Below are 23369 nucleotides of genomic sequence, written 5' to 3' on the forward strand. Positions count from 1 at the left end.
ACTTCTTCAGGTATGGCGGCGAAGCGGCGCTCAATGACCGAAATAGACGGAGCGCTCGGCGACACGGACCGCCGCACGGCGGCCGGACTGCGTCGCGGCGTTGCCGTCGCTGCCGTACGCGGTGCGCGACGCGGCGCCGGCGATCGCATCGTCCGCATGAAGCTGCGAAAGTGCCGCCTGGACCGTGTCCGGATAAGTCGCGTCGCTGGCACGGTTGACCGCGTAGCCGGTCTTTTCGAGTTGTGCGAGTTCGGCACGTACCTGCGCACGCGTGACGGTGGAGGGATTCGCAAAGGCCGGCGCGGCAACGGCAGCGGACGCGACGACGAGCAGGGTGGCAATCAGTCGGGTTTTCATCATTCACCTCGGTAGAAGATCGGGAATTCGGCGGAGCGGCGTGCTGCCGCCCGATGCATGAGTCAGACGATGCGGATTTCGACGTCGATGTTGCCGCGCGTCGCCTTCGAATACGGGCAGGTCTGGTGCGCGGTATCGACGATCTGCTGTACGACGTCGCGATCGAGGCCCGGCGCGCTGACGTTCAGCCGCGCCTGCAGAAAGTACGCGTTGTCGCCCATCCCGAGATCGACTTCCGCGTCGACCGACAGATCGGCGGGCAGCGTCACCTTCGCGGCACGCGCGGCGAGCTGCATCGCGCCGATGAAGCATGCGGACCAGCCGGCCGCGAACAACTGCTCGGGATTCGTGCCGTCGCCCGCGCTGCCCGGCGACGACAGGCGGATGTCCAGCCGGCCGTCGGAACTCCGCGCGCTACCGTCGCGGCCGCCGGAAGTCGTGTGCGTCTTGCCCGTGTACAGCACTTTGTCGATCTTGCTCATGGTTTGCTCCGTCAGTGGAAGGTTTTGTTCAGATGCGATTCGATCGCATGCGATGGAGTTTCGTCGACGGATCGCGCAATGTCAAGCGCGCTCGATTAAATCGCATGCGATGTTTTGTATTTCAATGTATCGAAAACCGGCTACGCCTTGTGCGGGAACGGTCTCGGGCGATCGGACGGTGCCGCGATCCGCCGCGGCCGGACACGGTTCGATATGGAAAAGCGGGGGCGGCGCAGGGACATCGGCGCCGAGCGGGCCGGGCGAGCCCATGTATGACGAATGTCGGCGATCACGACGAGAATCACGGCCGTATCGGCCGGCAACTGGCGTTGCGAAAACGCCGAGCTCGCGTGGCCGGCCTTGTCGGGAAGCACCGTCGCGAACAGGTGGGACGCGCCGTCGACGACGGCCGGTTGCCCGAGGAAGCCGTCGGCCGATGCGACGCGCCCGTCGACGCGAACGACGTGGCGCAGCCGGTCGAAGCCGCTGAAGTGTCGGCGAATTTGCGCGAGCACGTTCAGCGCATCGCATCGCCGGCGCCACCCGTAAAGGTCAGAGGCTTCGATGCCGACCGGATCGAACGCCGATGGGCGAACCTGTAGGCGCGGCCGAGGCGAGTTCGAACACCCACGGTGGCGCAACAGTCTTGCGTCGCAGCAGCAAAGGGCGATGCGCGCGGTGCGGGCGTATGGCGGCACAAACGACGGGACGGCGAGGGCGGAAGTGCCGCGTTCAGGCATGGCAGTTTGCCGCCGGCGAGACGGTCGGTTTGATAAAAACTTGGCGCTCGTCGGGATAACTTTTCTTATCACAATAGCCATATTGAAATCCAAAACTGGCGATTTCGAAAACGCGTCTCACGTCGTCCGGCATCCTGTTTCGATGGTGAGCAGGAACGAAACCGGAACAGGGAAGGGCGACAACATCGTCGATTGCGCTCGCCTGCGCGTCGCGAATCACGCCGGCTCGTTCGCCTTTCCGGCGTCGTAGAACATCGCGAACAGTTCTGACTGGGAGCTGATGCCGAGCTTCGCGTAGATGTGCTTCTTGTGCGCGCGCACGGTTTCGAACGAGATCGACAATTTTTCGCCGATCGCGCGCGACGAAAACCCGCTCAACGACAGCATCGCGACTTCGATCTCGCGCGTCGTCAGCGCGCCCCGTCCGCTCTTGCCGGTCAGCAGCCCGAAGCGCGCATGCGGGTCGGGCGCGTCGCCGTCAGCAGGGCGGGGCGCCGCTTTCGTCGCGAATTTCTCGAAATGCAGCCGCTGCTGCATTAGCGACAGCACCCACGGCGAGTACAGCGTCAGCAGCGCAATTTCGCGTTCGTCGTATTTACGGGTCTTGCCGAGCGAAAAACCGAGCGTGTGGTCGCGATCGATCACGACGTTGAAATGCACTTCGTCGCCGACAATGTTTTTCTTGAAATAGCGCTGGTAGTACTCGGTCATCCGGAAGTTGTCCGGCGCGACGTCGGCCAGCGTGTAGAAACCCGATGCCTGCATTTCGAATGCCGCGAGGTAGAACGGATCGAGCTGATAGAGCGCGGCCAGATAGTCCTGGAACATCACGTCGATCTTGCCGTCCGGCATGGCCTGCTCGGCGAGCACGAGCGGCGCGGCATCGCGCGCGAAACAGAGCGCGACCCAGTTGTCGAAACCGACGTGACGCTCGAGCACGCGCGTGAGCCGTGCCCAGAAGTGCGGGCCATCGAGCGCATCGATGGCCGAGCCGATCTCCCGATGAAAGGCGAGATCTCGCCATTCGAAGTCCATCGTGTGCTCCGGTGAGGGTAACCCTGGCGGGGAATTTCGAGCCAAAAATAATACCCCGATAATCGACACCGGTTCGAACGGCGGCCGCACGGGCGCCGTTCCGGTTCGCGAAGTGCCGCGCGGCGCGCAATGCGTGCGGCACAGATGAAAGGCAATTGGAAGGAGACGGTTTCATGCAGGTGGAACTCGCGCAACTATCGCTGATCGACGGCGACGTCGCGCACAACACGCACAAGGTCATCGACGCGATCGCGCGCGTCGACGTGGCAGGCGGCACGAAGCTGATCGTGTTTCCGGAAACGACGCTGTCGGGTTTTCCGACGCGCGAGAACGTCGCCGACGTCGCGCAGCCGCTCGAGGGCCGCGCATTGTCCGCGGTGCGCGACGCGGCGCGGCAAAAGGGCGTCGCCGTCGCGGTCGGCCTGGCGGAGCGCGACGGCGACCGGTTCTACAACACGACGGTGCTCGTCGACGAGCAGGGCGACATCGCGCTGCGCTACCGCAAGACGCATCTGTGGGCGTCCGACGTCGGCGTGTTCGCGCCGGGCGACCGCTTCGCGACCTGCCGCTGGAACGGCCTGACGGTCGGCGTGCTGATCTGCTACGACATCGAATTCCCTGAAACCGCGCGCGCGATCGGCTCGCTCGATGCCGATCTGCTCATCGTCACGAACGGCAACATGGACCCGTTCGGTCCCGTGCATCGTCGTGCGATCGCGGCGCGCGCGATGGAGAACCAGATGTTCGCGTTGATGGTGAACCGTTGCGGCACCGGCGACGACGATCTGACGTTCGCCGGCCTGTCCGCGCTCGTCGATCCGTTCGGCGACACGGTGCTCGAACTGGGTCGCGAGGAGGCGATCGCGCGCACGCGCATCGATCCGACGCGTCTCGAAGCAAGCCGCGAGCACTACAACTATCTGCACGACGCACGCGTGCCGCTCGGCCTCGTACCGATCGAACAGCCGGACGGCCGGCGCGCGCTCGCAATCGAAACGCCTCGACAGCGCGTCGGCTGACGCGGTCCCGATCTCGGTCCATTCACGGCATCGCGCGCCCCTGCGTGCGTGCGGTACCGGCTCATCCAATCGAAATGCCGGCCGCAAACGGCCCGAAGGCATTCGCATCGGCCCCGCGGGGCCCAGGAGATAACATGCAAGCGTCGTCGCCCCAAGAATCGCCGCGCCTGAAGCGCACGCTCGGCCTGCCGTCCGTGCTGCTGTTCGGTCTCGCCTATATGGCTCCGCTGATCGTCTACGGCACGTACGGCGTGCTTGCGAAGGCGAGCGACGACACGGCCGCGCTCGCCTATCTGCTCGCGCTAATCGCGATCGCGTTCACGGCGCTCAGCTACGGCAAGCTCGCGCGTCTCTATCCGGCCGCGGGCTCCGCGTACACGTACACGCGCAAGACGTTCAGTCCGCATGTCGGCTTCATGATCGGGTGGGCGACGCTGCTCGACTACTTCTTCCTGCCGATGGTGATCTGGCTGATCGGCGCGGCGTATCTGAATGCCGCATTTCCTCATGTGCCGACGTGGATCTGGATCGTCGCGTTCATCGTGCTGACGAGCGGCCTGAACATCGTCGGCATCGAGCTGGCCGCGCGTTTCAATATCGTGCTGATGATCGTGCAGCTGGCGATCGTCGCGATGTTCGTCGTGCTGTGCTGGCACTACGCATCGGCGGCAGCGGGCGCGGGCGGGATCGCGATGGCCGAACCGTTCTTCAAGCCGCACGTGCCGTTCGGCGCGACGATGGCGGGCGCCGCGATCGCCGCGTATTCCTACCTTGGCTTCGACGCCGTATCGACGCTGACCGAGGAAACGATCGATCCGAAGAAGAACATGCCGCGCGCGATCCTGCTGATCGCGCTGATCGGGGGCGCGATTTTCGTGATCGCCGCCTACACGATGCAGCTCGCGCATCCTGGCGTCGCCTTCAAGGACACGGATTCGGCCGCGTTCGAAGTGGCGAAGATGATCGGCGGCGATCTGTTCGTGACCGTGTTTCTTGCCGGCTTGATCCTCGCGCAATTCGCGTCGGGCATCTCCGCGCAGGCGAGCGTGGGGCGGCTGCTCTATGCGATGGGCCGCGACGAAATCCTGCCGAAGCGCGTGTTCGGGTTCATCCATCCGCGCTTCAAGACGCCGGCGATCAACATCGCGCTGGCCGGCATCGTCGGGCTCGTCGCACTGAGGCTGGACGTCGCGACGTCGACGTCGTTCATCAACTTCGGCGCGTTCCTGGCATTCACGGCCGTCAATCTGTGCGTGATTCGGCTCTACCTTTCCGGCAATCATGGCGAGCGCCGGATCGGAGTGGTCGGCGGACTCGTTTTTCCGGCGATCGGTGCGGTGTCGGATATCTGGCTGCTTGTCAGCCTCGAGAAAACGGCGATCGTGCTGGGTGTCGTGTGGTTCGTGCTCGGGCTCGTGTATTTGTGCTGGATAACGCGGCTGTTTCGTCAGGCACCGCCGGAAGTCGCGATCTGAGCGGAACGAGGAGGGTGCGGGTGGCGGTGTGTTCGGCGCGCCTGCTTCCTTCGCCTGTTGACGCGTTTGCGGGGCGGGCCGATGACATGGCGTTCCTCGGGACGCTCGTTGATGGGTTCCGGTTCGCCGGCGCGCCGGAGACGGCGATTGATAGAGTCTGCCGTCGATCTAGATCAGTCACCCGGACAAGTCCGGTGCACTCGCGGCTGGTAGACCTTCGGCGGACGCTGCCGGCGCGGAATCCACAAACCTGCGTCTGTCATCAGCCGCCGTACCCGACCAGCCGTCATGCCATCCGTTCTGTCGCAGCCATCGAAGCTCCCGGCGCCGGACAACCGGCGGCCGGATAGCTTACGCGGCACGAAAGCGGACATTACAACTTAGCCGCTACATCGTTTTGATGTGATAATTATGATTATGTCAAATAACGAATTTCCACAAAGCAACGTCTAAAACCCGCCCACACTAAGCGTGCCGAACGGCCACACCCGCTTCCAGCGGCCACCATCCGGCAAACCGCAAACTCATCCGCTCGACCACCGACGCACGCACCGGCCGCGGCGAGCGTCACCGGCCGCCGCACCATCCAACCGACGCATCGTCCGCCTCAGGACAACATCATCCCTTGCATCCGATGTGAAAAATGCGCGCGCTCGGCCGTCTCCATCAGCGACAGAAATTCGTCCTGCGTCATATGGATCAGCGCTTCGTGGTCACCGGCCTCGAAATAGACTTCCGGCTGCTGCGCGAGCCGTTCCTCGAGGAACGTTTTCATCCCGTACGCCATGCAGACCGGCGGCAGCGCGCCCATGTCGCAATCCTTGAACAGTTCGCGCAGTTCGACCTCCTTGGCGAGCACGAGATGGCGCCCGGTCTTGACCCACAGATCGGACAGACGCACGGCATGCGTCGTCGGCAGCACGGCGGCGACGTAGCCCTCTTCGTCCTCGAGCAACACGGTCTTCGCGAGCCGATCGCCGGGAATATGCGCGGCGGCGGCCGTCTCCATGCTCGTATGGCTGTACGGGTGATACACGACTTCGTATCGGGATGATTTCTGGCGCAGGCAATCCTGCAGGGTGGCTGACACTGGCATGGCACACCTCGTCTGGACTGGACAAGTGGGCAACGCGGGCGAACGAAGCTCGCTCCGGATTCGTTCAGCATAGGTCGCATTCGCGCCGATGGAAATCGGATCTGTCGGCGTGTCGGCCGGCGCACTTTTCCGATCGGCACCGATTTTTGCCGTGCCGTCGCGCGCCCTCGCCGCGCGTAAAAATTGCGTTGAACCTATGCCGGATAACCGCAATACAGGCCCGCTTTCTGCAGACTGAAGCGGCAATGCGCTGAAGGTGCGGAAACGCGGACCGAAGTGGCCGGCGGCGAACGGGCGGACCGTTAGTTGCAAAGGACGGAGCAGCGATACGAGCCGCAGCGACGACTTCGCGACGCGCGGCGCGAAGCACGACGCACCGTCATCGAGAGCCGCCAAACGCCGCCCGCTGTCCTATACTGACCGCGCCGCGCGCGATCCCGCGCGCCGACCGATCCCGGAGCCATCATGCATTTCCAGCTGATCTACGATCTCGTCGACGACTATCTGGCCCGCCGCGAAGCATTTCGCGCCGAGCATCTGGCGCTCGCGCGGGCCGCCACCGAACGCGGCGAACTGGTGCTCGCCGGCGCGCTCGCCGATCCGGCCGACCAGGCCGTGCTCGTGTTCGAAGGCGATTCGCCGGCCATCGCCGAGTCGTTCGCGCGTGCGGATCCGTATGTGCAGAACGGACTCGTCAAATCGTGGCGCGTGCGGCCGTGGCGCGTCGTCGTCGGCAAGCACGCGCCGCGCTGATCGCGGCTACAGCCACCCTGCGCGTTTGAAGCGCCACCACAGCGCGAGATCCGCGGCGACCATCACCGCGATGCAGCCGTAGAACCCGTATTTCAGGTGCAGCTCGGGCATGTTCGCGAAGTTCATCCCGTAAATGCCGGCGATCATCGTCGGGATCGCGAACAGCGCGGCGAACGAACCGAGCCGCTTGGTCACCTCGTTTTCGGCGAGCGAGATCATCCCGAGATTCACCTGGATCGCCGTCACGACCATCTCGCGCCGCCCTTCGATCGTCTTCACGATCCGCTGCAGATGGTCGTACACGTCGCGGAAATAGTTGACCATCCCGCTGCAGACGTTCGGAATGCGGCCGCCCGTCAGCTTCGCGAGCGGCTCGATCAGCGGCGCGGTGTGCTGATACAGCAGCACGAGCCGGCGCTTCAGCGAATAGAGATCCTCGATGATCGCGCGCGACGACGCCGTCGTCGCCTTCGCGAAGATGCGGTCCTCGAGCTCGTCGAGCTCGTTGCCGAGTGTCTCGAGAATCGGAAAGTAGCGATCGACGACCTGATCCATCAGCGCATAGAACACGAACGCCGACCCTTCGCGCAGCAGCTCGGGCTCGCGCTCGCAACGCTTGCGCACTTCGCGGAAATCCTGCTCGGTATGGTTGCGGATCGACAGCACATAGTTCGGGCCGACGAACAGGTTCAGTTCGCCGACCTTGAATTCGCCGTCGTCGTCGAGCTCGACCGTATGCAGCACCGCGAACAGCGAATCGCCGTACTCCTCGATCTTCGGCCGCTGATGCCCTTTGCGTGCATCCTCGAGCGCAAGCTCGTGCAGCCCGAACTCCTCGCCCATCAGCTCGAGCTCCTCGGGCGTCGGGTCCTTCAGCGCGACCCACACGAAGCATTCGGGCTTCGATACGTAGTCGCTGATGGCCTCGATCTCGATGTCGGCGAGCTTGCGGCCGTCCTGATATGCAGCGCAGTTGATCAGCATGTTGTCGGATGATGTTGCCGTTTTCCCGTCAGTTTACCGGTTTGCCGCGCGCGCGGCCGGCTTGCACCGTGCGCCGATATTGGTCATGATCGGACTCTCGCGCGTCGCCGCCCGCGCACCGGTACGCTCGGCCGGGCGAACGCGACCATGCAGCGCAACCGTCAAGGAGGCAGACCTATGTGGTATTTCGCGTGGATACTCGGGATCGGCGTCGCGCTCGGCTTCGGCATCGTCAACGCAATGTGGCTCGAAGCCGAAGTATTCTCGCGCGACGGCCGCCGCGCCGCGCCCGCTTCGCATGCCGGGAGCCGCCGCTCGTGACGCATCTGGTGTTCTTCTGCGGCCACGCCGGCACCGGCAAGACCACGCTCGCGAAACGGCTGATCCGGCCGCTGATGCGCGCGACCGGCGAGGCCTTCTGCCTGCTCGACAAGGATACGCTGTACGGCCGCTACAGCGCCGCCGCGATGGGCGCGCTCACCGCCGATCCGAACGATCGCGACAGCCCGCTCTTTCTGCAGCATCTGCGCGATCCCGAGTACCAGGGCCTGCTCGATACCGCACGTGAAAACCTCGCACTCGGCATCAGCGCGATCGTCGTCGGCCCGCTGTCGCGCGAGGTGCGCGACCGGCGCATTCTCGATCGCGCCTGGCTCGGCATCGCGCCCGACGTCGCGCTGACGGTCGTCTGGGTGCATACCTCCGAAGAAGTCGCACGCGAGCGGATCGTCGCGCGCGGCAACCCGAACGACGCATACAAGCTCGCGCACTGGGACGAATACCGGCAGCGCCGCTTCGTGCCGACCGGCTCCGAATGCGACGGCATCGTGATGTTCGACAACACCGCGCCGTCCGACGCGGACATCGACGCACTGCTGGTTCGCATCGTACCGCCCGCTCCGGCCGCGACGATCGTCCCGCCGCTGCCGGCCTGAAGCGCGCACGCGCCCTTCCCTGCGCCGAAACGACGACGCCGGACGTGCAGCTGCACGCCCGGCGTCGTCCGGCCCTCTCGGTCTGGTCTTGTCGTTATCAGGCAACCGCGTGCACGCGCTCCATCGTGCCGCCGTCGTACAGCTTGCCGAAGCGGTTCGCGAGGAACGCCTTCAGCGACACCTTCTCTTGCGGGATGAAACCGCTCTGCGGCAGCTTCTTCTCGCGGAACAGGTCCAGCACCGCGCACATCGCGCCGGCGGTCGTGATCTGGATCGCGCTCATGTGCATGCCGCACACTTCCTTCGCGAAGATCTTGCGCGTGAACACGTCCTGCACGAGTTGGCCGTCCTTCACGCCCGTCACCGTGATGAATACCAGCACGACGTCCTGCTTCGTCGACGGCACCGCGCGGCGCATGATCGACTTCAGCGTGTCGCGATCGCTCGACAGGCGCAGGTCCTCGAGCAGGAACTGCACGAGATCGCGGTGCCCCGGATAGCGGACCGACTTGTAGTCGAGCGACTCGACCTTGCCCGACAGCGTCTCGCACAGCGTGCCGAGGCCGCCGGACGTATTGAACGCTTCGTATTCGGTGCCGTCGAGCGAGAAATGCTCGAGGCCTTCGAGCGGCTGCACCCACTGCTTGCGACCGTCGCGGATCGCTTCGCACGGCTGGCAGTATTCGTTGATCAGCCCGTCGACGCTCCACGTCAGGTTGTACTTCAGCGCGTTGGTCGGATACTCGGGCAGCGCGCCGACGCGCATCTTCACGTCGCGCACCTCGGTGAAGCCGTTCACGAGCTCGTGCGCGGCCAGGCCGATGAAGCCCGGCGCGAGGCCGCACTGCGGCATGAACGCGCGATCCGAGCCTTCGGCGAGTTCGCGGATCGCGTGCGTCGCGCGCACGTCTTCGGTCAGGTCGAAATAGTGGACGCCTGCGGCCTTCGCGGCGGCCGCCACGTTCACGGCCAGGTAGTACGGCAGCGCGTTGATCAGCGCATCGAAGCCCTTCACGGCTTCGCGGATCGCAGCGGCGTCGGCCGAGTCGACCCGCTGCGTCGCGATGCCTTCGCGCGACAGCTTCGCGAGCGCGTCTGCGTCGCGGTCGAACGCGACGACTTCGTAGTCGCCCGTTTCGCGCAGCATGTGAGCAATGGTGTGGCCGATCAAACCGGCGCCGACGATGGCGATTTTCATGCGCTTATCTCCTGATGATGGGTTGGTGTTGTGGACGGCGTCGAGCCATGACCCGCAGTGTAGAGATGCGCAAAATCAGTTCCAAGACGAAGAATGATGCGAAACGACCGATAACTTCGACGCAATGACGACACATTTCGTCGAAACGACGAAACGCCACCGAAATGACCGTGTCGCGCGGCCCGGCAGGCGCGCGCGACGTGCCGATTCGCCGCACGCGCAGGCGCCGGCCGGCAAGGGAAATCACGAAGGAAAAGCGGCAGTTGATGGCGATCGAAACGCCGATCGCTGCACATCGCGCACCGAGATAACGCCAACCGCGAGCGCGTCCGGCGGGCGCCGATCGAATTGCCTCACGAACGGCAAATGAGGTTCGCCGATCGCTCGATCGGCATCGTCATGTTGAACGGAGACGCTTATCCCGCAGGCGGAATTAGTGGACGCGTATTCGCGTCGCGCGACGCGACGAACCGCACGACGACTCGCCCGATACGCGCGGCTTGCGGCCCACCGCGCACTCAGCCGCCGATGGTCCCGCGATCGATCTTGCGCGACAGGATGATCGACGTCGTCGTGCGTTCGACGCCTTCGAGCGTGCCGATCTGGTCGAGCAGATCGTTGAGCCGTTCCGGCGAATCGGCGCGCAGCCACGCGACGTAGTCGTATTCGCCGCTCACCGCGCATAGCAGCTGCACCTCCGGCATGCGGTCGAGCTTGCGCAGCACGTCCTTGCCGAACTTCGGCGTGAGGATGATGCCGACGTACGCGTAGATGCTCGCGTCGAGCACGTCCTGGCCGAGCCGCACGCTGTAGCCCGCGATCACGTTCGTGCGTTCGAGCCGCGCAATGCGCGCGACGACGGTCGTGCGCGCGACGTCGAGCTGCCGCGCGAGATCGGCAACGCTCGCACGCGCATTTGCTTGCAGCAACGCGACGAGTTGCCGATCGAGATCGTCGAGCTGGTCGAGACGGGGTGGACGCATGAGACTGTGCGCGGCGCCGTGCGCCGGCGAAGTGGAACGTGCCGCGATGATAGCGCGAACGCCGCTGCGCCCGAACGCCTGCACGCACCGACCTTTCAATTTCGATTCGTATCGGATGTAAGCAAGTGTCGCATTCGCTGCCGCTACGCGGGCAACGTGCTACTAATAGCGGCGACGCGAGAGGCGCGCGCGGCAACGGCCGCCACGCCCGCTCGCAAGACACCACCCGGAGAGCCAACCATGAAGAAAATCTCGCTCACCCTCGCTACGCTCCTCGTTGCCGCCGGCGCCTTCGCGCAGACGCCGCAGCCGCAAACGTCCGCTTCGGCCGCGACGACGTCGGCCGCGTCCGCGCCGAGCGCGGAGCAGCGCGCCGCACGTCGCGAAGCGCGCATCGAGCAGCGCATCAAGTATCTGCACGATCAGCTGAAGATCACGCCGGCACAGGAATCGCAATGGAAGACGTTCGCCGACACGATGCGCGACAACGGGGACACGATGGGCCGTCTCTACCGCGCGCGGATGGAAAGCCGCAACGTGTCCGCCGTGGACGACATGAAGCAGTACGCGGAACTCGCGCAGGCAAACGCGGACGGCGCGAAGAAGCTCGCTGACGCGTTCGCGCCGCTCTACGACAGCTTCCCGGCCGAGCAGAAGGCGCTCGCCGACACGACGTTCCGCAGCTGGCTGCACCACGGCGGCGAGCACCGCCGCAAGGACAACGCGAAGGAAGGCAAGGCCGCGGCCGCCCCGGCCGCGAGCGCGCCGGCGCAGCCCTGATACTGAGGCCGTACGGCGGCCGCCCGCCCTGCCCGCTGCGGCCGGGCGGCGCCGCGCACCGGGCCTGCAGTCGACGCGCCTCACACGGCGCGTCAATTTCGGGATAAGCTCCCGGCTTTTCCCGCCCTTCCGCCATGCTCGAACTCAAGCACCTCGACCTGCGCACCGATCCGCAGGCCCGCCGCGTCGTCAAGGATGAAACCGTCACCGTCGCGTTCGCGGACGCCGCCGGCGAACTGATGAGCCTCGAAGGTCCGAACCGCTACGTCGCCGGCGACGCGCTGATCACGGGCTCGACCGGCGACCGCTGGGTCGTGTCGCGCGCGCGCTTCGACGCGAAGTACGTGCCGGCCGATCCGGCGCTCGCGCACGGCGCACCGGGCGCATACCGGAACCGGCCGACGGTCGTGCTCGCACGCCGGATGGACGAACCGTTCGCCATCGCGCGCTCGGAAAACGGCGATACGCTGCGCGGCGCGGCCGGCGACTGGGTCATGCAATACGCGCCCGGCGACTACGGCGTCGTACAGGCGCAGCGCTTCGCGCAGGTCTACCGCGACGCGTGAGCGCGCGACGCGCGGGCCACACGTCATCGCGCAGTCACGTAATCGCGCTCACGCCGTCACGCAAAATCTTCGTCGAGCGCGAGTTCCGCTTCGCGCTCGACCGTCTCGCCCGCCGCATGCCGCTCTTCGAGCGACCCGAGCATCGCTTCCGTATAGGCATGCAGCACCGCGTGGCTGCGCGCGCGCTGCATCGGCTTCAGCGCCAGATAGCGGGCCAGCGCGGCCGGTGCGATCCGTACGTCGAGCGTCATCCGCTTCGGCGTCACGCCGAAACGCATCGCGAGCCAGTGCACGGACAGAAAGCGTCCACGCGCGTCGCTGCTTTCGACGAAGCGCGTCTGTTCCGGAAAGAGATCGCAAATGACGCGCGCGAGCGCATCGAATTCCGCGCTTGCGCAGTCAATCTGATAGTCGTCCATGTCATCCTCTGTCGCCTCGCCGCGCGTCGGCGCGGGCGTGGCGCAACCGTTCGTCCGCACGGGTCAGTTCGCCGCGCGCGGCGCGCGGCACGTCTTCACGAGCGCGGCTGTCAGGAGCGCCGCGATCACGAAGTACGCGGCCTCGGCCCACGCGGCCGGCAGCATCCTGACCTGATAGAGCAGCGCGGGCGCGGCCGCGAGCGCGTGCAGCACGATCGCCGCGGGCAGCACGCCGGCACGGCCGGCCCGCACGCCGCGCCACACGAACACCGACAGCGCGACCTGCACCGCAAAGGCGGCAACGCGTTCGAGCAGCAGCAGCACGACGGTCGGTACCGACAGCGTCGCCAGCATCATCTGCAGCCGCACCACGGTGTCAGGCGGCAGATCCGAAAGCTGTGCGTCGAGCTGGCCGCGGCTCGCGAGCCAGCCGAGATACGCCCACTGCCCCCATACCAGCACGCCGACGAACCATGCCTGCGCGCCGCCGTGCCCGATCCCGTAGCCGATCCCGCGCCCGTCGCGGGCCGACGCGCCGTAGCGGCGGCTCAGCCAGTGCATCCCGAGATAGCGGCCGAGCTCCTCGAACACGGCGGTCGCGAGCGCACTGTACGCGACGAACGCGAGCGGATGCGTGAGCCAGCCGCCGGCCGGCGTGCGGCTCAGCACGAAAGCGTGGAACGCGCGTTCGACGATCATCGCGGACAGCGCGAACATCGCGACGCCGACGATCGTGTCGCGGCGGTCGAGCGCAAGCGGCTTGCGCAGATAACGGAAGAGGACGAGCGGCAGCAGCGCGATGATCAGCGTGGCCGCAATCAGCACGGCCAGCGTGACGGGAGCAACGGTCATGGAGTTCCTTGTTGGGCGCGGCACACCGAACGCGCCGCGTGCCCCGAATGATACTCAGCTTGCGGTCGACGCGCGCGCGATCAGCTCGCCGGGCAGCATCGCGACGCGCACGTCGCCGCCCGCGCCGTCGATCCGCTCGTGCACGAACTCGACCGCCTTGTAGCCGATCTCGTAGGTCGGCTGACGGATCGTCGTGATGCCGATCAGCTCGGCCCATTCCGGATCGTCGATCGACAGCAGCGCGGCGTTCGACTGCCACGCGGCGCCGAATCGTGCGCGCAGATGACGCGCGATCGCGAGCGCGACCGGCGCGTTTGCCGCGAACAGCGCGGCGCGCACGCCGCGCCGCGCGGCATCGTCGATTCGCGCATCGAGGTCGGCCAGCGCGGCAGCAGCCGCCTGCGGCACGTTGAGATCGAGCACGACCGTCGGCGACACCGGCATGCCGCGCGCGGCGAGCGCCGCACGGAACGCGGCTTCGCGCAGCCGCCGCGAGCTGACGTGCTCGAACGGCTGCACGACGAAATGGATCGCGTCGAAGCCGCGCTCGATCAGATGCGCGAGCGCCGTCTCGATCGCGTCTGCATTGTCGAGGCCGATCAGGTCGGCCTCGAAGCCCTCGACCGTCCGGTCGACGAGCACGGCCGGAATGCCGCCGCCGCGCAGCGGCCGCAGCACCTCCTCTTCGGCGCCGAGCGCGTTCACGATCAGCCCTTCGACGCGATACGTGGTCAGCAGCTGCAGAAAACGGCGCTCCATCTCGACTTCGTTCGCGGCGTGGCAGATCAGCGGCATGTAGCCGAGCGCGTGGCACGCCGCTTCGACGCCTTGCAGCACTTCGACGGTATACGGATTGGTCAGGTCGGCCGCGAGCATGCCCAGCAGCCGGTTGCGGCCGCGCTTGAGCCCGCGCGCCATCTGGTTCGGCCGGTAGTTGAGCCGCGCGATCGCGGCTTCGATCCGCTGGCGCAGATCGGCCGACAGCACGTGCGTCTCGCCGTTCAGATAGCGCGAAACGCTGGTCTTGCCCGTGCCGGCCTCGCGCGCGACGTCGCTGATCGTCGCCGGACGGGACGTGGAAAGTTGCGATTCGGTCACTGTGATGCCTCGCGACGGGCGATCCGCGCCGCTGCGTCGGCGGACGGACCATTGTTGTTGGATACGAAAGCCACCTGGCGGACTCCTCTGTCGATCGGACGCCGACCGGAACCGGCGTGCCGCGCGGCGTCGCACGGACCGTCGTCGCGGGCGCGGCCGCGCGCATGCGCGACGAGCGGGCGATCATAACGCACGCCGCCCGCCGGCACCAAGACCGTCGATTCTAACGGCAGGCGCGCGGCCGGCCAGCCGCCCCCGGCGCGGCCCTGCCTCAGCGCCTTAGCGCCTTAGCGCCTTAGCGCGGCGCGAGCGCGTCCGGATTGACGAGGTTCGAGCGCAGCGTGCCGGCCAGCGCGCCGACCAGGTTTTCCGCCGCGCAGCGCGCCATCGCGTGACGCGTCTCGTGCGTCGCCGAACCGATGTGCGGCAGCGCGACGACGTTGCTCATCCGCAGCAGCGGCGAATCGGCCGACAGCGGTTCCTTCTCGAACACGTCGAGCCCCGCGCCGCGGATCGTGCCGGCGCGCAGCGCGTCGATCAGCGCGGCCTCGTCGACCACCGGCCCGCGCGACGCGTTGATCAGGATCGCGCTGCGCTTCATCTTCGCGAATTCGGCGGCGCCGATCAGATGGCGCGTCTCCGGCGACAGCGGCACCTGCAGACAGACGAAATCCGACTCCGCGAGCAGCGTGTCGAGCGTCACGCGCCGCGCGCCGTATTGCGTTTCCGCTTCCGGATGCACGGTGCGGTTCGTGTACAGCACCTGCATCCGGAAGCCGAGCGCCGCACGCCGCGCGACAGCGCCGCCGATGCGCCCCAGCCCGACGATGCCGAGCGTCTTGCCCTGCACGTCGGTGCCGTACAGCTCGGGGCCGATGCTGCGATGCCAGTGGCCGGCCTTCACCCATTCGGCGAGTTCGACGACGCGCCGCGCGGAAGCCAGGATCAGCGAGAACACGGTATCGGCGGTCGACTCGGTCAGCACGTCGGGCGTGTGCGCGAGCACGATGCCGCGCCGCGTCAGATCCGCGACGTCGAAGTTGTCGTAGCCGACCGAAATCGTCGACCACGCCTTGAGCCGCGGCGCGCGATCGAGCATCTGCGGCGTGATCTTCAGGCTCGCGCCGATTGCGCCGTCGGCATCGCCGAGCGCATCGGCCAGCGCGTCGGCGCCGTCGGCCTGCACGACGTCCGCATGCTCGCGCAGATACGCGAGGACGTCATCGGGCAGCGGCTTGTACGCGACGATACGAGGCTTCATCGTTTCATTTTCCTTGCAGCGGCGCCGCGAGCGAATGGGCATCGCGCGGCTGGGGTTTGACGGACAGCGTCAGGATCACGGCGGCGACGAGCGCGGCGCTCATGAACGCATACGACGCAAGCGGCGAGCCGGTCGCGCCGTTCAGATAGCCGACGAAATACGAGCCGACGAACGAGCCGAGCGCGCCCATGCTGTTGATCAGCGCCATCGCGCCGCCGGCGACGTTCTTCGGCAGCAGTTCCGGCACGATCGCGAAGAACGGGCCGTACGGCGCATACATCGCGGCGCCCGCCACGACGAGCAGCGCGTACGAGATCCAGAAGTGCGTCGAACCGAGCGCGAACGACGCGGCGAACGCGGCCGCGCCGACCAGCAGGAACGGCCACACGAACCCGCGCCGCGAGCCGACCTTGTCCGACGCCCACGATGCGGCGAGCATCGCGATCGTCGCCGCGAGATACGGCAGCGCGGACAGCCAGCCGGTCGCGACCATCCCGAGCGCCGAGCCGTTCTTCACGATCGACGGCAGCCACAGCACGAAGCCGTACACGCCGATGCTCCAGCAGAAATACTGCGCGCAGAGCTTGATCACGGCCGGCGAACGGAACGCTTCGCCGTAGTTGCGCACCGGCTTGATCGCGGCCTGCTCGGCCGCGAGCGTCGTCTCGAGATCGCGCTTTTCCTGCGCGGACAGCCACGGCGACTGCGCGGGCTTGTCCTGCACGAGGAACCACCAGCACACGGCCCAGAGGATCGCCGGCACGCCTTCCGCGATGAACATGTGGCGCCAGCCGAATTCGTGCACCAGATAGCCCGACACGACCGACATCCAGAGCACGGTCACCGGGTTGCCGAGGATCAGGAACGTGTTCGCGCGCGAGCGCTCGCTCTTCGTGAACCAGTTGCTGATGTAGATCAGCATCGCCGGCATCACGGCCGCCTCGACCACGCCGAGCACGAAGCGGATCACCATCAGCGACGGAATGTTGCTGACCACGCCGGTCAGCGCCGCGCACGCGCCCCACAGCACGAGGCTCACGAACACGAGCTTCTTCACGCTGCGACGCTCCGCATAGATCGCGCCGGGAATCTGGAAGAAGAAGTAGCCGAGGAAGAACAGCGCGCCGATCAGCGACGACAGGCCCTTGCCGATCCCGAGATCCTGGTTGATGCCCGCCGCCGCCGCGAACCCGTAGTTCGCGCGGTCGAGGTAGGCGAGGCTGTAGGTGATGAAGACGATCGGCATGATCGTCCACCAGCGGCGGGGTGCGAGATTGGTTGCCATCAGAGTGTCTCCTGTGTCGACCGGAGCGCTTGCGTCGGCGTCGTCGATCGGGGTGATTGCTGCATGCGTTGCTGCGGCTCCGCGCATCGCGATGCGCGCGCGAAACCGGTTCGCGGATTGTGCCGTGTCCGGCCTCTCATTGCGCGACGAAGCTTTCCTCTACTCGCTCGGCCCGTTCGCGCTCGAGCCGGTCGAGCGCCGCGCGCGTCGGCAGCCCTTCCGAATCGCCGATCACCTGGATCGCGAGTGCGCCGATCAGGTTGCCGCGCGCGACCGCCTGCGCGACCGGCTTGCGCTCCAGCAGCGCGCTGACGACGCCGACCGCGAAGCCGTCGCCGGCGCCGACCGTGTCGACGACATTGTCGACGCGTTCGCCCGCAACCGTGCCCTCGTCGCCGTCGGCGGTGCGATAGTACGCGCCCTGCGGGCCGAGCTTGATGACGACGCCGCGCGCGCCCTGGTCGAGATAGAAGCGCGCGATGTCGGCCGGTGTGTCGCGGCCGGTCAGCTGCCGCCCTTCGGCGAGGCCCGGCAGCACCCAGTCGGCGAGCGCCGCGAGCGCGTTCAGCGTCGTCGCCATCGCCTCGGCCGACGGCCACAGCGTCGGGCGCAGGTTCGGGTCGAACGAAATCGACTTGCCGGCTGCGCGCATCTCGCGCGCGAGGTGAAACGCCAGTTCGCACGAGCTCGCCGAGATCGCCGGCGCGACGCCGGTCAGATGCAGATGGCGCGCGCCGAGCACGTAGTCGGCCACGTAGTCGTCGCACGACAGGTGGCTCGCCGCCGAGCCCTTGCGGAAGTATTCGACCGTCGGATCGCTGCCGTCGTCATTGCGCGACTTCAGCTGGAAACCGGTCGGGTAGCGCGTATCGACGGTCACGCACGACGCGTCGATCCCTTCGCGCGCGAGCGTGTCGAGCACGTAGCGGCCGAACGAATCGTTGCCGACGCGGCTCATCCAGCCCACCCGGAAACCGAGCCGCGCGAGCCCGATCGCGACGTTGAGATCGGCGCCCGCGATGCGCTTCGTGAACTGCGCCGCGTGCGCGAGATGGCCCGGCTGCGCGGCGACGAACATCGCCATCGCTTCGCCGTAGGTGACGATATCGAGTGCTGTCTGCATCAGTGAATCCTCCGTGCCCTGGGTGCGTCACGCGGCCGCGAGCCACGCGACGCGGCGGCGTGCGTCGCCCGCCGGATCGTGTGCGTCGAACGGAAACTCGATCCCGCGCGGCGCCTGCGGCGGCAGCGCCGCCAGCACGTCGGTCACGAGCGGATCGTCGGGCGCCGGCGCGACGGCGAAGCGGCGCGCGCCCTCGCCTTCGACGGCCTTGCAGTGGATGTATTCGACGTGCGGCGCGAGCGCGTGCGCACACGCGAGCGGCGCTTCGCCCGGCCACTGCCAGTTGCCGATGTCGAACGTCATGCCGAGCGCATCGGGCAGGCCGCACGCCGCGAGCGCGTCGAACAGCCCGCGAAATTGCGCGAACGCGCCGCCCACCGCCAATTGCCCGTTCTCGACGACGACACGCGCCCGCGCACCGCGCGACAGCGCAACGATGTCGGTCGCGTGCGCGTCGCCGGCAAAGCCGCCCAGCTGGAATTTCACGAAGCGCGCGCCGAGCGCGTCGGCTTCGGCGAGCGTGTCGCGCAGCGCTGCCGCGTCGAGCGCGCCGTCGTCGGTGTACAGCGTGGCCGGCGTCGAATAGACCGACCACAACCCGTGTGCGGCGATCCGTTCGCCGAGCGCGGCCAGCGCGCCGGGCGCCGCGTCGTCGTCCGACGCGAACAGCTCGCGCCGCACCTCGAATCCGGCCGCGCCGGCTTCTGCCGCCGCCGCGACGAATGCACTGTGGCCCGCCTGGCGCACACGGTCCATTCCGAATGCGCTCGCCACGATCACGATGTCTGCCATGATGCCCTTTTTCCCCGGCGCTGGAACCGGTTCCATTTGCTTGAGACGGATGGTGCGCTTCGCTTCGGGCATGCACCATAGTGGAAATCCCTAGGGTCGGCGGCCGCCCGCACGCCGCCCCGCGGGCCCGCCCCGCCCCGCGCGACGCGCGCGTCTCGGCGCGCATCGTCCGTGCCTGCCGCCGCACCGACGTGGTGCACGGCGCGTGGAGCCGTGGCCGTTATCCGATCGGATGCGCGACGCTCATCTTGAGGAACTGCGCGGCGGCCCGCGACGGCGCACTGCCATGCGGCACCAGAATCGAGAAATGCCGCGTGAGCGGCGTCGGCGCGAAAGAACGCATGACGAGCGCCGCATCGCGATGACGCAGCGACATCGCCGACACGAAGCCGACGCCCATGCCCGCGCGCACGGCCTCCTTCACCGCTTCGACGCCGGCGATCTCGAACGCGACGCGCATCGGCGCCGCGCACTGTGCGAACGCGCGCTCGACGAGCTGCCGCACGCCCGAGCCCTCCTCGCGCAGCACGAGCGGATGCGGCGCCAGCGCATCGAGCGTCACGCCGGCGTCGTACTCGGGCGCCGCGAGCGGATGGCCGGCCGGCACGATCGCGACGATTTCGTCCTCGTGCCAGACGTGCACCGCGGTCCCCGGCGGCAACGCGTCGCCGGGCGGCCCTTCGATCATCGCGATATCGAGCGACGGCAATGCGGCGACGACGTCGGCCGTGTTGCCGCTCATGGTCTGGATCGCGATGCGCGGCGCCCGCGGCTGAAACGCGGCAATCAGGTACGGCAGCAGATAGCTCGCCGGCGTCGTGCTCGCGCCGATCCGCAGCGTGCCGGCATCGAGGCCGCGCACCGCGTCGCGGAACGCGCGTGCCTGCGCGAACGTGTCGCGCTGCGCCTTCGCGTACTGCGCGAGCTGCTCGCCGACCGGCGTGAGCCGGATGCCGCGCCCGTCGCGCTGGTACAGCGGCTCGCCGAATTCCTCCTGCAGCAGCCGCAACTGGCCGGACACGGCCGGCTGCGACAGATGGAGCGCGACGGCCGCATGGCTGATGTTCAGATGCTCGGCGACGGCGGCGAACGTTATCAGTTGATCCGGGGTCATGGCGTCGAATTATCGGTTTGGCGGATAGTTTATGTCACAAATCACAATTTTTCATATCGATATAACGAATTTAGGATTAGACCATCGCAACGACGCTGTCACGGTGCCTCCCATGTCCACTGCCCCGACTCCCTCTCTCGGCCACGCCGCGCCGTCGATGCGCGGCCAGTTGAACGGCGTGCTGTTCGTCGCGCTGTTTGCGGCCGCCGTCACGAGCCTGTCGCAACTGCCCGCGATCGCCGCGCTCGGCCTGTCGCCGCTGATCGTCGGGATCGTCGCCGGCGCGCTGTACGGCAATGCGCTGCGCGACGGCATGCCGGCGAGCTGGGCGGCCGGCGTGAACTTCTCCGCGCGCAAGCTGCTGCGCATCGCGGTCGCGTTCTTCGGGCTGCGCGTGAGCCTGCAGGAAATCGCGCAGGTCGGCCTGCCGGGTCTGACGGTATCGGTGCTGGTCGTCGTCAGCACGCTCGCGATCGGCACCTGGGCCGGCATGAAGCTGATGAAGCTCGACCGCGACGCGGCGCTGCTGACCGCCGCCGGCAGCGCGATCTGCGGCGCGGCCGCGGTGCTCGCGTTCGAATCGACGCTGCAGTCGAAGCCCCATCAAAGCGCGATGGCGGTCGGCAGCGTCGTGCTGTTCGGCACGCTGTCGATGTTCCTGTATCCGATCGCCTATCACGCCGGGCTGCTGAATCTCGATCCGGCCGGGCTCGGGCTGTTCTTCGGCGGCACGATCCACGAGGTCGCGCAGGTGGTCGGCGCCGCGAGCGACATCAGCCCGCAGGTCGCGCACGTCGCGACGATCGTCAAGATGACGCGCGTGATGCTGCTCGTGCCCGTGCTGCTTATGCTCGGCTGGTGGCTCGCGCGCTCGGCGCAAACGGCAGCCGGCGGCGCGCAAGGCAAGCGCAAGGTCGCGGTGCCCTGGTTCGCGCTCGGCTTCCTCGCCTTCGTGATCGTCAACTCGCTGAACGTGCTGCCGGCGGACGTCACGCATACGCTGAACGTGCTCGATACGTTCGCGCTGACGATGGCGATGACGGCGCTCGGGATCGAGACGCGCGTCGCGCAGATCCGCCAGGCCGGCCCGCGCGCGCTGACCACCGGGCTGATCCTGTACGTCTGGTTGATCGTCGGCGGCTACGGCATCACGTGGGCCGTGCAGCACTGGCTTGGCTGAGCCGCACGTCCGCACCGCTTCGCGCGCCGCGCCCGACGGGGATCTCCCGCGGGCGCGGCGCAGTGCTATGCTTCGCGTCGTTTTCCATCGCCCCCTGTCAGCCGTGCTCTCGTTCCTGCTGAAGCTGCGCACCCGCGCACAGACGCTGTTCCGCCTGTCGGATGCCCACACGATGCTGATCTGGTCGGCGATCGTCGGCGTCGGCGGCGCGTTCGCGACCATCGCGTTTCGCGAAGGGATCGACCTGATGCAGCATCTGATCGCCGGGCGCAGCGGCAGCTTCGTGCAGATGGCGCGCAGCCTGCCGTGGTACGTGCGCTTCTGGCTGCCGGCCGCCGGCGGCCTGCTCGCGGGCGGCGTGCTGCTGCTCGCGACGCGCGGCGAACGCAAGTCCGGCAAGACCGACTATATGGAAGCCGTCGCGCTCGGCAACGGCATCGTGCCCGTGCGGCAGAGCCTGTGGCGCAGCCTGTCGTCGCTGCTGACGATCGGCAGCGGCGGCTCGATCGGCCGCGAAGGCCCGATGGTGCAGCTCGCGGCGCTCGCCGCGTCGCTCGTCGGCCGCTTCGCGCATTTCGATCCGCCGCGCCTGCGGCTGCTCGTCGCGTGCGGCGCGGCCGCCGGCATCACGTCCGCGTACAACGCGCCGATCGCCGGCGCGTTCTTCGTCTCCGAAATCGTGCTCGGCACGATCGCGATGGAAAGCTTCGGGCCGATGGTCGTCGCATCGGTCGTCGCGAACATCGTGATGCGCGAGTTCGCCGGCTATCGGCCGCCGTACGAGATGCCGGTGTTTCCGGCCGTCACGGGCCCCGAGGTGCTGCTGTTCGTCGTGCTCGGCGCGCTGTGCGGCGTGCTCGCGCCGCAGTTCCTGCATCTGCTCGACGCGTCGAAGAACCAGTTCAAGCGGCTGCCCGTGCCGCTGCCGGTGCGGCTCGCGCTCGGCGGGCTCGTGGTCGGCGTGATTTCGGTGTGGATTCCGGATGTATGGGGCAACGGCTACAGCGTCGTGAACAACATCCTGCATTCGCCGTGGACCTGGCAGGCGCTCGTCGCGGTGCTCGTATTCAAGGTGCTCGCGACCGCCGCGACGACGGGCTCGGGCGCGATCGGCGGCGTGTTTACGCCGACGCTGTTCGTCGGCGCGGTATTCGGTTCGCTGTTCGGGCTCGCGATGAACGCGCTGTGGCCGGGGCATACGTCCGCGTACTTCGCCTATGCGATCGTCGGGATGGGCGCGTTCATGGCGGGCGCGACACAGGCGCCGCTGATGGCGATCCTGATGATCTTCGAGATGACGCTCAGCTATCAGGTCGTGCTGCCGCTGATGGTGTCGTGCGTGTTCGCGTACTTCGTCGCGCGCGCGACCGGCACGACGTCGATGTACGAGATCACGCTGCGCCATCATCAGGACGCGGCCGAGCGGATGCGGCTGCGCACCACGCAGATGCGCGAGCTGATCCAACCCGCGCAGACGGTCGTGCCGCTCACGGCGAGCGTCGCCGACATGACGCGCGTGTTTCTCGAATATCCGGTGAAGTATCTGTACGTGACCGACGATGCCGGGCGCTTTCGCGGCGCGGTCGCGCTGAAGGACATCACGTCCGACCTGCTCGACAAGCGCGACACGAGCGACAAGACGGCCGCGCACTATGTGCACACGCCGTTTCCGCTGCTCACGCCCGACATGCCGCTCGCGACCGCGCTCGAACGCTTCATGGCGTTCAAGGGCGAACGTCTGCCGGTGATCGAGAGCGAAGCCGAGCCGACGCTCGCGGGCGTCGTGTACAAGACCTCGCTGCTCGACGCGTATCGGCGCATGACGGGCGAGCGCTGAGCCGC

General features: G+C 67.3%; 25 protein-coding genes and 1 pseudogene. 9 read left to right on the forward strand and 17 right to left on the reverse strand.

Annotated features, from left to right (window positions below; translation table 11 throughout):
• Positions 1-30 precede the first annotated feature (30 nt).
• From HMPREF3115_RS26945 to HMPREF3115_RS26960, 5 genes and pseudogenes are all read right to left on the reverse strand, one after another.
• Positions 31-360, reverse strand: coding sequence for a DUF4148 domain-containing protein (locus tag HMPREF3115_RS26945; protein ID WP_069220203.1), 330 nt, complete (start codon positions 358-360; stop codon positions 31-33).
• A gap of 59 nt (positions 361-419) precedes the next feature.
• Positions 420-839 (reverse strand): organic hydroperoxide resistance protein, encoded by a 420-nt coding sequence (locus HMPREF3115_RS26950; RefSeq protein WP_070556859.1) that lies wholly within the window; start codon positions 837-839, stop codon positions 420-422.
• Between the two features lie 275 nt (positions 840-1114).
• Positions 1115-1363, reverse strand: a pseudogene (locus HMPREF3115_RS32925) (RidA family protein); the annotation flags it as partial.
• Positions 1364-1571: 208 nt separating this feature from the next.
• Positions 1572-1799, reverse strand: coding sequence for a hypothetical protein (locus HMPREF3115_RS30420; protein WP_227747611.1), 228 nt, complete (start codon positions 1797-1799; stop codon positions 1572-1574).
• Entirely contained in the window at positions 1796-2614 is an 819-nt protein-coding gene (locus tag HMPREF3115_RS26960; RefSeq protein WP_070556861.1) for a helix-turn-helix transcriptional regulator, read from the reverse strand. The genes HMPREF3115_RS30420 and HMPREF3115_RS26960 overlap by 4 nt, the downstream gene beginning before the upstream one ends.
• A 173-nt stretch (positions 2615-2787) precedes the next feature.
• On the opposite strand from HMPREF3115_RS26960, the gene HMPREF3115_RS26965 reads away from it, so the two are divergent.
• Together HMPREF3115_RS26965 and HMPREF3115_RS26970 are read left to right on the forward strand one after the other, a co-directional pair.
• A complete protein-coding gene (locus HMPREF3115_RS26965) occupies positions 2788-3633 on the forward strand; it encodes a carbon-nitrogen hydrolase family protein (RefSeq protein WP_070556863.1) in 846 nt (281 codons plus the stop codon).
• Positions 3634-3767: 134 nt separating this feature from the next.
• Positions 3768-5108 carry an APC family permease gene (locus HMPREF3115_RS26970; protein ID WP_070556865.1) on the forward strand — a complete coding sequence of 447 codons (1341 nt, stop codon included), beginning with the start codon at positions 3768-3770 and terminating at the stop codon, positions 5106-5108.
• Positions 5109-5715: 607 nt separating this feature from the next.
• On the opposite strand, the gene HMPREF3115_RS26975 is transcribed toward HMPREF3115_RS26970, so the two are convergent.
• Complete coding sequence (locus HMPREF3115_RS26975) at positions 5716-6204, reverse strand: aminoacyl-tRNA deacylase (RefSeq protein ID WP_006404776.1); 489 nt, start codon at positions 6202-6204, stop codon at positions 5716-5718.
• A gap of 465 nt (positions 6205-6669) precedes the next feature.
• Here HMPREF3115_RS26975 and HMPREF3115_RS26980 point away from each other — a divergent pair, with 465 nt between their 5' ends.
• Positions 6670-6957 (forward strand): YciI-like protein, encoded by a 288-nt coding sequence (locus HMPREF3115_RS26980; RefSeq protein ID WP_006400027.1) that lies wholly within the window; start codon positions 6670-6672, stop codon positions 6955-6957.
• Positions 6958-6963: 6 nt separating this feature from the next.
• Here HMPREF3115_RS26980 and corA read toward each other — a convergent pair whose 3' ends face one another.
• A complete protein-coding gene (corA, locus tag HMPREF3115_RS26985) occupies positions 6964-7941 on the reverse strand; it encodes a magnesium/cobalt transporter CorA (RefSeq protein WP_006404775.1) in 978 nt (325 codons plus the stop codon).
• A 177-nt stretch (positions 7942-8118) separates the two neighbouring features.
• Here corA and cydX point away from each other — a divergent pair, with 177 nt between their 5' ends.
• Entirely contained in the window at positions 8119-8262 is a 144-nt protein-coding gene (cydX, locus tag HMPREF3115_RS26990; RefSeq protein ID WP_006404773.1) for a cytochrome bd-I oxidase subunit CydX, read from the forward strand.
• On the forward strand, positions 8259-8876 hold the full coding sequence (locus tag HMPREF3115_RS26995; RefSeq protein ID WP_006404772.1) for a P-loop nucleotide/nucleoside kinase family protein: 618 nt from the start codon (positions 8259-8261) through the stop codon (positions 8874-8876). The genes cydX and HMPREF3115_RS26995 overlap by 4 nt, the downstream gene beginning before the upstream one ends.
• Before the next feature lie 97 nt (positions 8877-8973).
• Here HMPREF3115_RS26995 and HMPREF3115_RS27000 read toward each other — a convergent pair whose 3' ends face one another.
• Complete coding sequence (locus HMPREF3115_RS27000) at positions 8974-10074, reverse strand: saccharopine dehydrogenase family protein (RefSeq protein ID WP_006404771.1); 1101 nt, start codon at positions 10072-10074, stop codon at positions 8974-8976.
• A gap of 518 nt (positions 10075-10592) precedes the next feature.
• Positions 10593-11057 (reverse strand): Lrp/AsnC family transcriptional regulator, encoded by a 465-nt coding sequence (locus tag HMPREF3115_RS27005; protein WP_006400020.1) that lies wholly within the window; start codon positions 11055-11057, stop codon positions 10593-10595.
• Positions 11058-11297: 240 nt separating this feature from the next.
• On the opposite strand from HMPREF3115_RS27005, the gene HMPREF3115_RS27010 reads away from it, so the two are divergent.
• Positions 11298-11837 (forward strand): Spy/CpxP family protein refolding chaperone, encoded by a 540-nt coding sequence (locus HMPREF3115_RS27010; protein ID WP_070556867.1) that lies wholly within the window; start codon positions 11298-11300, stop codon positions 11835-11837.
• Between the two features lie 134 nt (positions 11838-11971).
• Positions 11972-12403 carry a PGDYG domain-containing protein gene (locus tag HMPREF3115_RS27015; protein WP_006400018.1) on the forward strand — a complete coding sequence of 144 codons (432 nt, stop codon included), beginning with the start codon at positions 11972-11974 and terminating at the stop codon, positions 12401-12403.
• Positions 12404-12459: 56 nt separating this feature from the next.
• On the opposite strand, the gene HMPREF3115_RS27020 is transcribed toward HMPREF3115_RS27015, so the two are convergent.
• The 8 genes from HMPREF3115_RS27020 to HMPREF3115_RS27060 all read right to left on the reverse strand — a co-directional run bounded on the left by HMPREF3115_RS27020 (position 12460) and on the right by HMPREF3115_RS27060 (position 20347).
• The gene (locus HMPREF3115_RS27020; RefSeq protein ID WP_070556869.1) at positions 12460-12822 is read right to left on the reverse strand and encodes a DUF3022 domain-containing protein; all 363 of its coding nucleotides are present in this window, start codon (positions 12820-12822) and stop codon (positions 12460-12462) included.
• Between the two features lie 63 nt (positions 12823-12885).
• On the reverse strand, positions 12886-13674 hold the full coding sequence (locus tag HMPREF3115_RS27025) for a YhfC family glutamic-type intramembrane protease (protein ID WP_053297226.1): 789 nt from the start codon (positions 13672-13674) through the stop codon (positions 12886-12888).
• A 54-nt stretch (positions 13675-13728) separates the two neighbouring features.
• A complete protein-coding gene (locus HMPREF3115_RS27030; protein WP_006404763.1) occupies positions 13729-14772 on the reverse strand; it encodes a LacI family DNA-binding transcriptional regulator in 1044 nt (347 codons plus the stop codon).
• A 295-nt stretch (positions 14773-15067) separates the two neighbouring features.
• The gene (locus HMPREF3115_RS27040; RefSeq protein WP_053297225.1) at positions 15068-16033 is read right to left on the reverse strand and encodes an NAD(P)-dependent oxidoreductase; all 966 of its coding nucleotides are present in this window, start codon (positions 16031-16033) and stop codon (positions 15068-15070) included.
• A 4-nt stretch (positions 16034-16037) separates the two neighbouring features.
• Complete coding sequence (locus HMPREF3115_RS27045) at positions 16038-17318, reverse strand: MFS transporter (protein WP_006400012.1); 1281 nt, start codon at positions 17316-17318, stop codon at positions 16038-16040.
• Positions 17319-17454: 136 nt separating this feature from the next.
• Positions 17455-18441 (reverse strand): sugar kinase, encoded by a 987-nt coding sequence (locus HMPREF3115_RS27050; RefSeq protein ID WP_006404761.1) that lies wholly within the window; start codon positions 18439-18441, stop codon positions 17455-17457.
• Between the two features lie 27 nt (positions 18442-18468).
• Positions 18469-19233, reverse strand: coding sequence for a TIM barrel protein (locus HMPREF3115_RS27055; RefSeq protein ID WP_070556871.1), 765 nt, complete (start codon positions 19231-19233; stop codon positions 18469-18471).
• A 220-nt stretch (positions 19234-19453) separates the two neighbouring features.
• Complete coding sequence (locus HMPREF3115_RS27060; RefSeq protein WP_070556873.1) at positions 19454-20347, reverse strand: LysR family transcriptional regulator; 894 nt, start codon at positions 20345-20347, stop codon at positions 19454-19456.
• Positions 20348-20459: 112 nt separating this feature from the next.
• Between HMPREF3115_RS27060 and HMPREF3115_RS27065 the strand changes: the two genes are divergently transcribed.
• Together HMPREF3115_RS27065 and HMPREF3115_RS27070 are read left to right on the forward strand one after the other, a co-directional pair.
• A complete protein-coding gene (locus HMPREF3115_RS27065) occupies positions 20460-21527 on the forward strand; it encodes a YeiH family protein (RefSeq protein ID WP_080559059.1) in 1068 nt (355 codons plus the stop codon).
• 103 nt (positions 21528-21630) lie between these two features.
• Positions 21631-23364, forward strand: a complete 1734-nt coding sequence (locus HMPREF3115_RS27070) for a ClcB-like voltage-gated chloride channel protein (RefSeq protein ID WP_200053103.1) — start codon at positions 21631-21633, stop codon at positions 23362-23364.
• Positions 23365-23369: the final 5 nt, after the last annotated feature.

It is taken from the genome of Burkholderia sp. HMSC10F09, assembly GCF_001806955.1.
Taxonomy (GTDB): Bacteria; Pseudomonadota; Gammaproteobacteria; order Burkholderiales; family Burkholderiaceae; genus Burkholderia; species Burkholderia multivorans.

Bases quoted from the DNA above. Each gene is read 5' to 3' on its own strand.
- HMPREF3115_RS26945 (WP_069220203.1), bottom strand. From the start codon at position 360: ATGATGAAAACCCGACTGATTGCCACCCTGCTCGTCGTCGCGTCCGCT.
- HMPREF3115_RS26950 (WP_070556859.1), bottom strand. From the start codon at position 839: ATGAGCAAGATCGACAAAGTGCTGTACACGGGCAAGACGCACACGACT.
- HMPREF3115_RS26960 (WP_070556861.1), bottom strand. From the start codon at position 2,614: ATGGACTTCGAATGGCGAGATCTCGCCTTTCATCGGGAGATCGGCTCG.
- HMPREF3115_RS26965 (WP_070556863.1), top strand. From the start codon at position 2,788: ATGCAGGTGGAACTCGCGCAACTATCGCTGATCGACGGCGACGTCGCG.
- HMPREF3115_RS26970 (WP_070556865.1), top strand. From the start codon at position 3,768: ATGCAAGCGTCGTCGCCCCAAGAATCGCCGCGCCTGAAGCGCACGCTC.
- HMPREF3115_RS26975 (WP_006404776.1), bottom strand. From the start codon at position 6,204: ATGCCAGTGTCAGCCACCCTGCAGGATTGCCTGCGCCAGAAATCATCC.
- HMPREF3115_RS26980 (WP_006400027.1), top strand. From the start codon at position 6,670: ATGCATTTCCAGCTGATCTACGATCTCGTCGACGACTATCTGGCCCGC.
- corA (WP_006404775.1), bottom strand. From the start codon at position 7,941: ATGCTGATCAACTGCGCTGCATATCAGGACGGCCGCAAGCTCGCCGAC.
- cydX (WP_006404773.1), top strand. From the start codon at position 8,119: ATGTGGTATTTCGCGTGGATACTCGGGATCGGCGTCGCGCTCGGCTTC.
- HMPREF3115_RS27000 (WP_006404771.1), bottom strand. From the start codon at position 10,074: ATGAAAATCGCCATCGTCGGCGCCGGTTTGATCGGCCACACCATTGCT.
- HMPREF3115_RS27005 (WP_006400020.1), bottom strand. From the start codon at position 11,057: ATGCGTCCACCCCGTCTCGACCAGCTCGACGATCTCGATCGGCAACTC.
- HMPREF3115_RS27010 (WP_070556867.1), top strand. From the start codon at position 11,298: ATGAAGAAAATCTCGCTCACCCTCGCTACGCTCCTCGTTGCCGCCGGC.
- HMPREF3115_RS27015 (WP_006400018.1), top strand. From the start codon at position 11,972: ATGCTCGAACTCAAGCACCTCGACCTGCGCACCGATCCGCAGGCCCGC.
- HMPREF3115_RS27020 (WP_070556869.1), bottom strand. From the start codon at position 12,822: ATGGACGACTATCAGATTGACTGCGCAAGCGCGGAATTCGATGCGCTC.
- HMPREF3115_RS27025 (WP_053297226.1), bottom strand. From the start codon at position 13,674: ATGACCGTTGCTCCCGTCACGCTGGCCGTGCTGATTGCGGCCACGCTG.
- HMPREF3115_RS27040 (WP_053297225.1), bottom strand. From the start codon at position 16,033: ATGAAGCCTCGTATCGTCGCGTACAAGCCGCTGCCCGATGACGTCCTC.
- HMPREF3115_RS27045 (WP_006400012.1), bottom strand. From the start codon at position 17,318: ATGGCAACCAATCTCGCACCCCGCCGCTGGTGGACGATCATGCCGATC.
- HMPREF3115_RS27050 (WP_006404761.1), bottom strand. From the start codon at position 18,441: ATGCAGACAGCACTCGATATCGTCACCTACGGCGAAGCGATGGCGATG.
- HMPREF3115_RS27055 (WP_070556871.1), bottom strand. From the start codon at position 19,233: ATGGCAGACATCGTGATCGTGGCGAGCGCATTCGGAATGGACCGTGTG.
- HMPREF3115_RS27060 (WP_070556873.1), bottom strand. From the start codon at position 20,347: ATGACCCCGGATCAACTGATAACGTTCGCCGCCGTCGCCGAGCATCTG.
- HMPREF3115_RS27065 (WP_080559059.1), top strand. From the start codon at position 20,460: ATGTCCACTGCCCCGACTCCCTCTCTCGGCCACGCCGCGCCGTCGATG.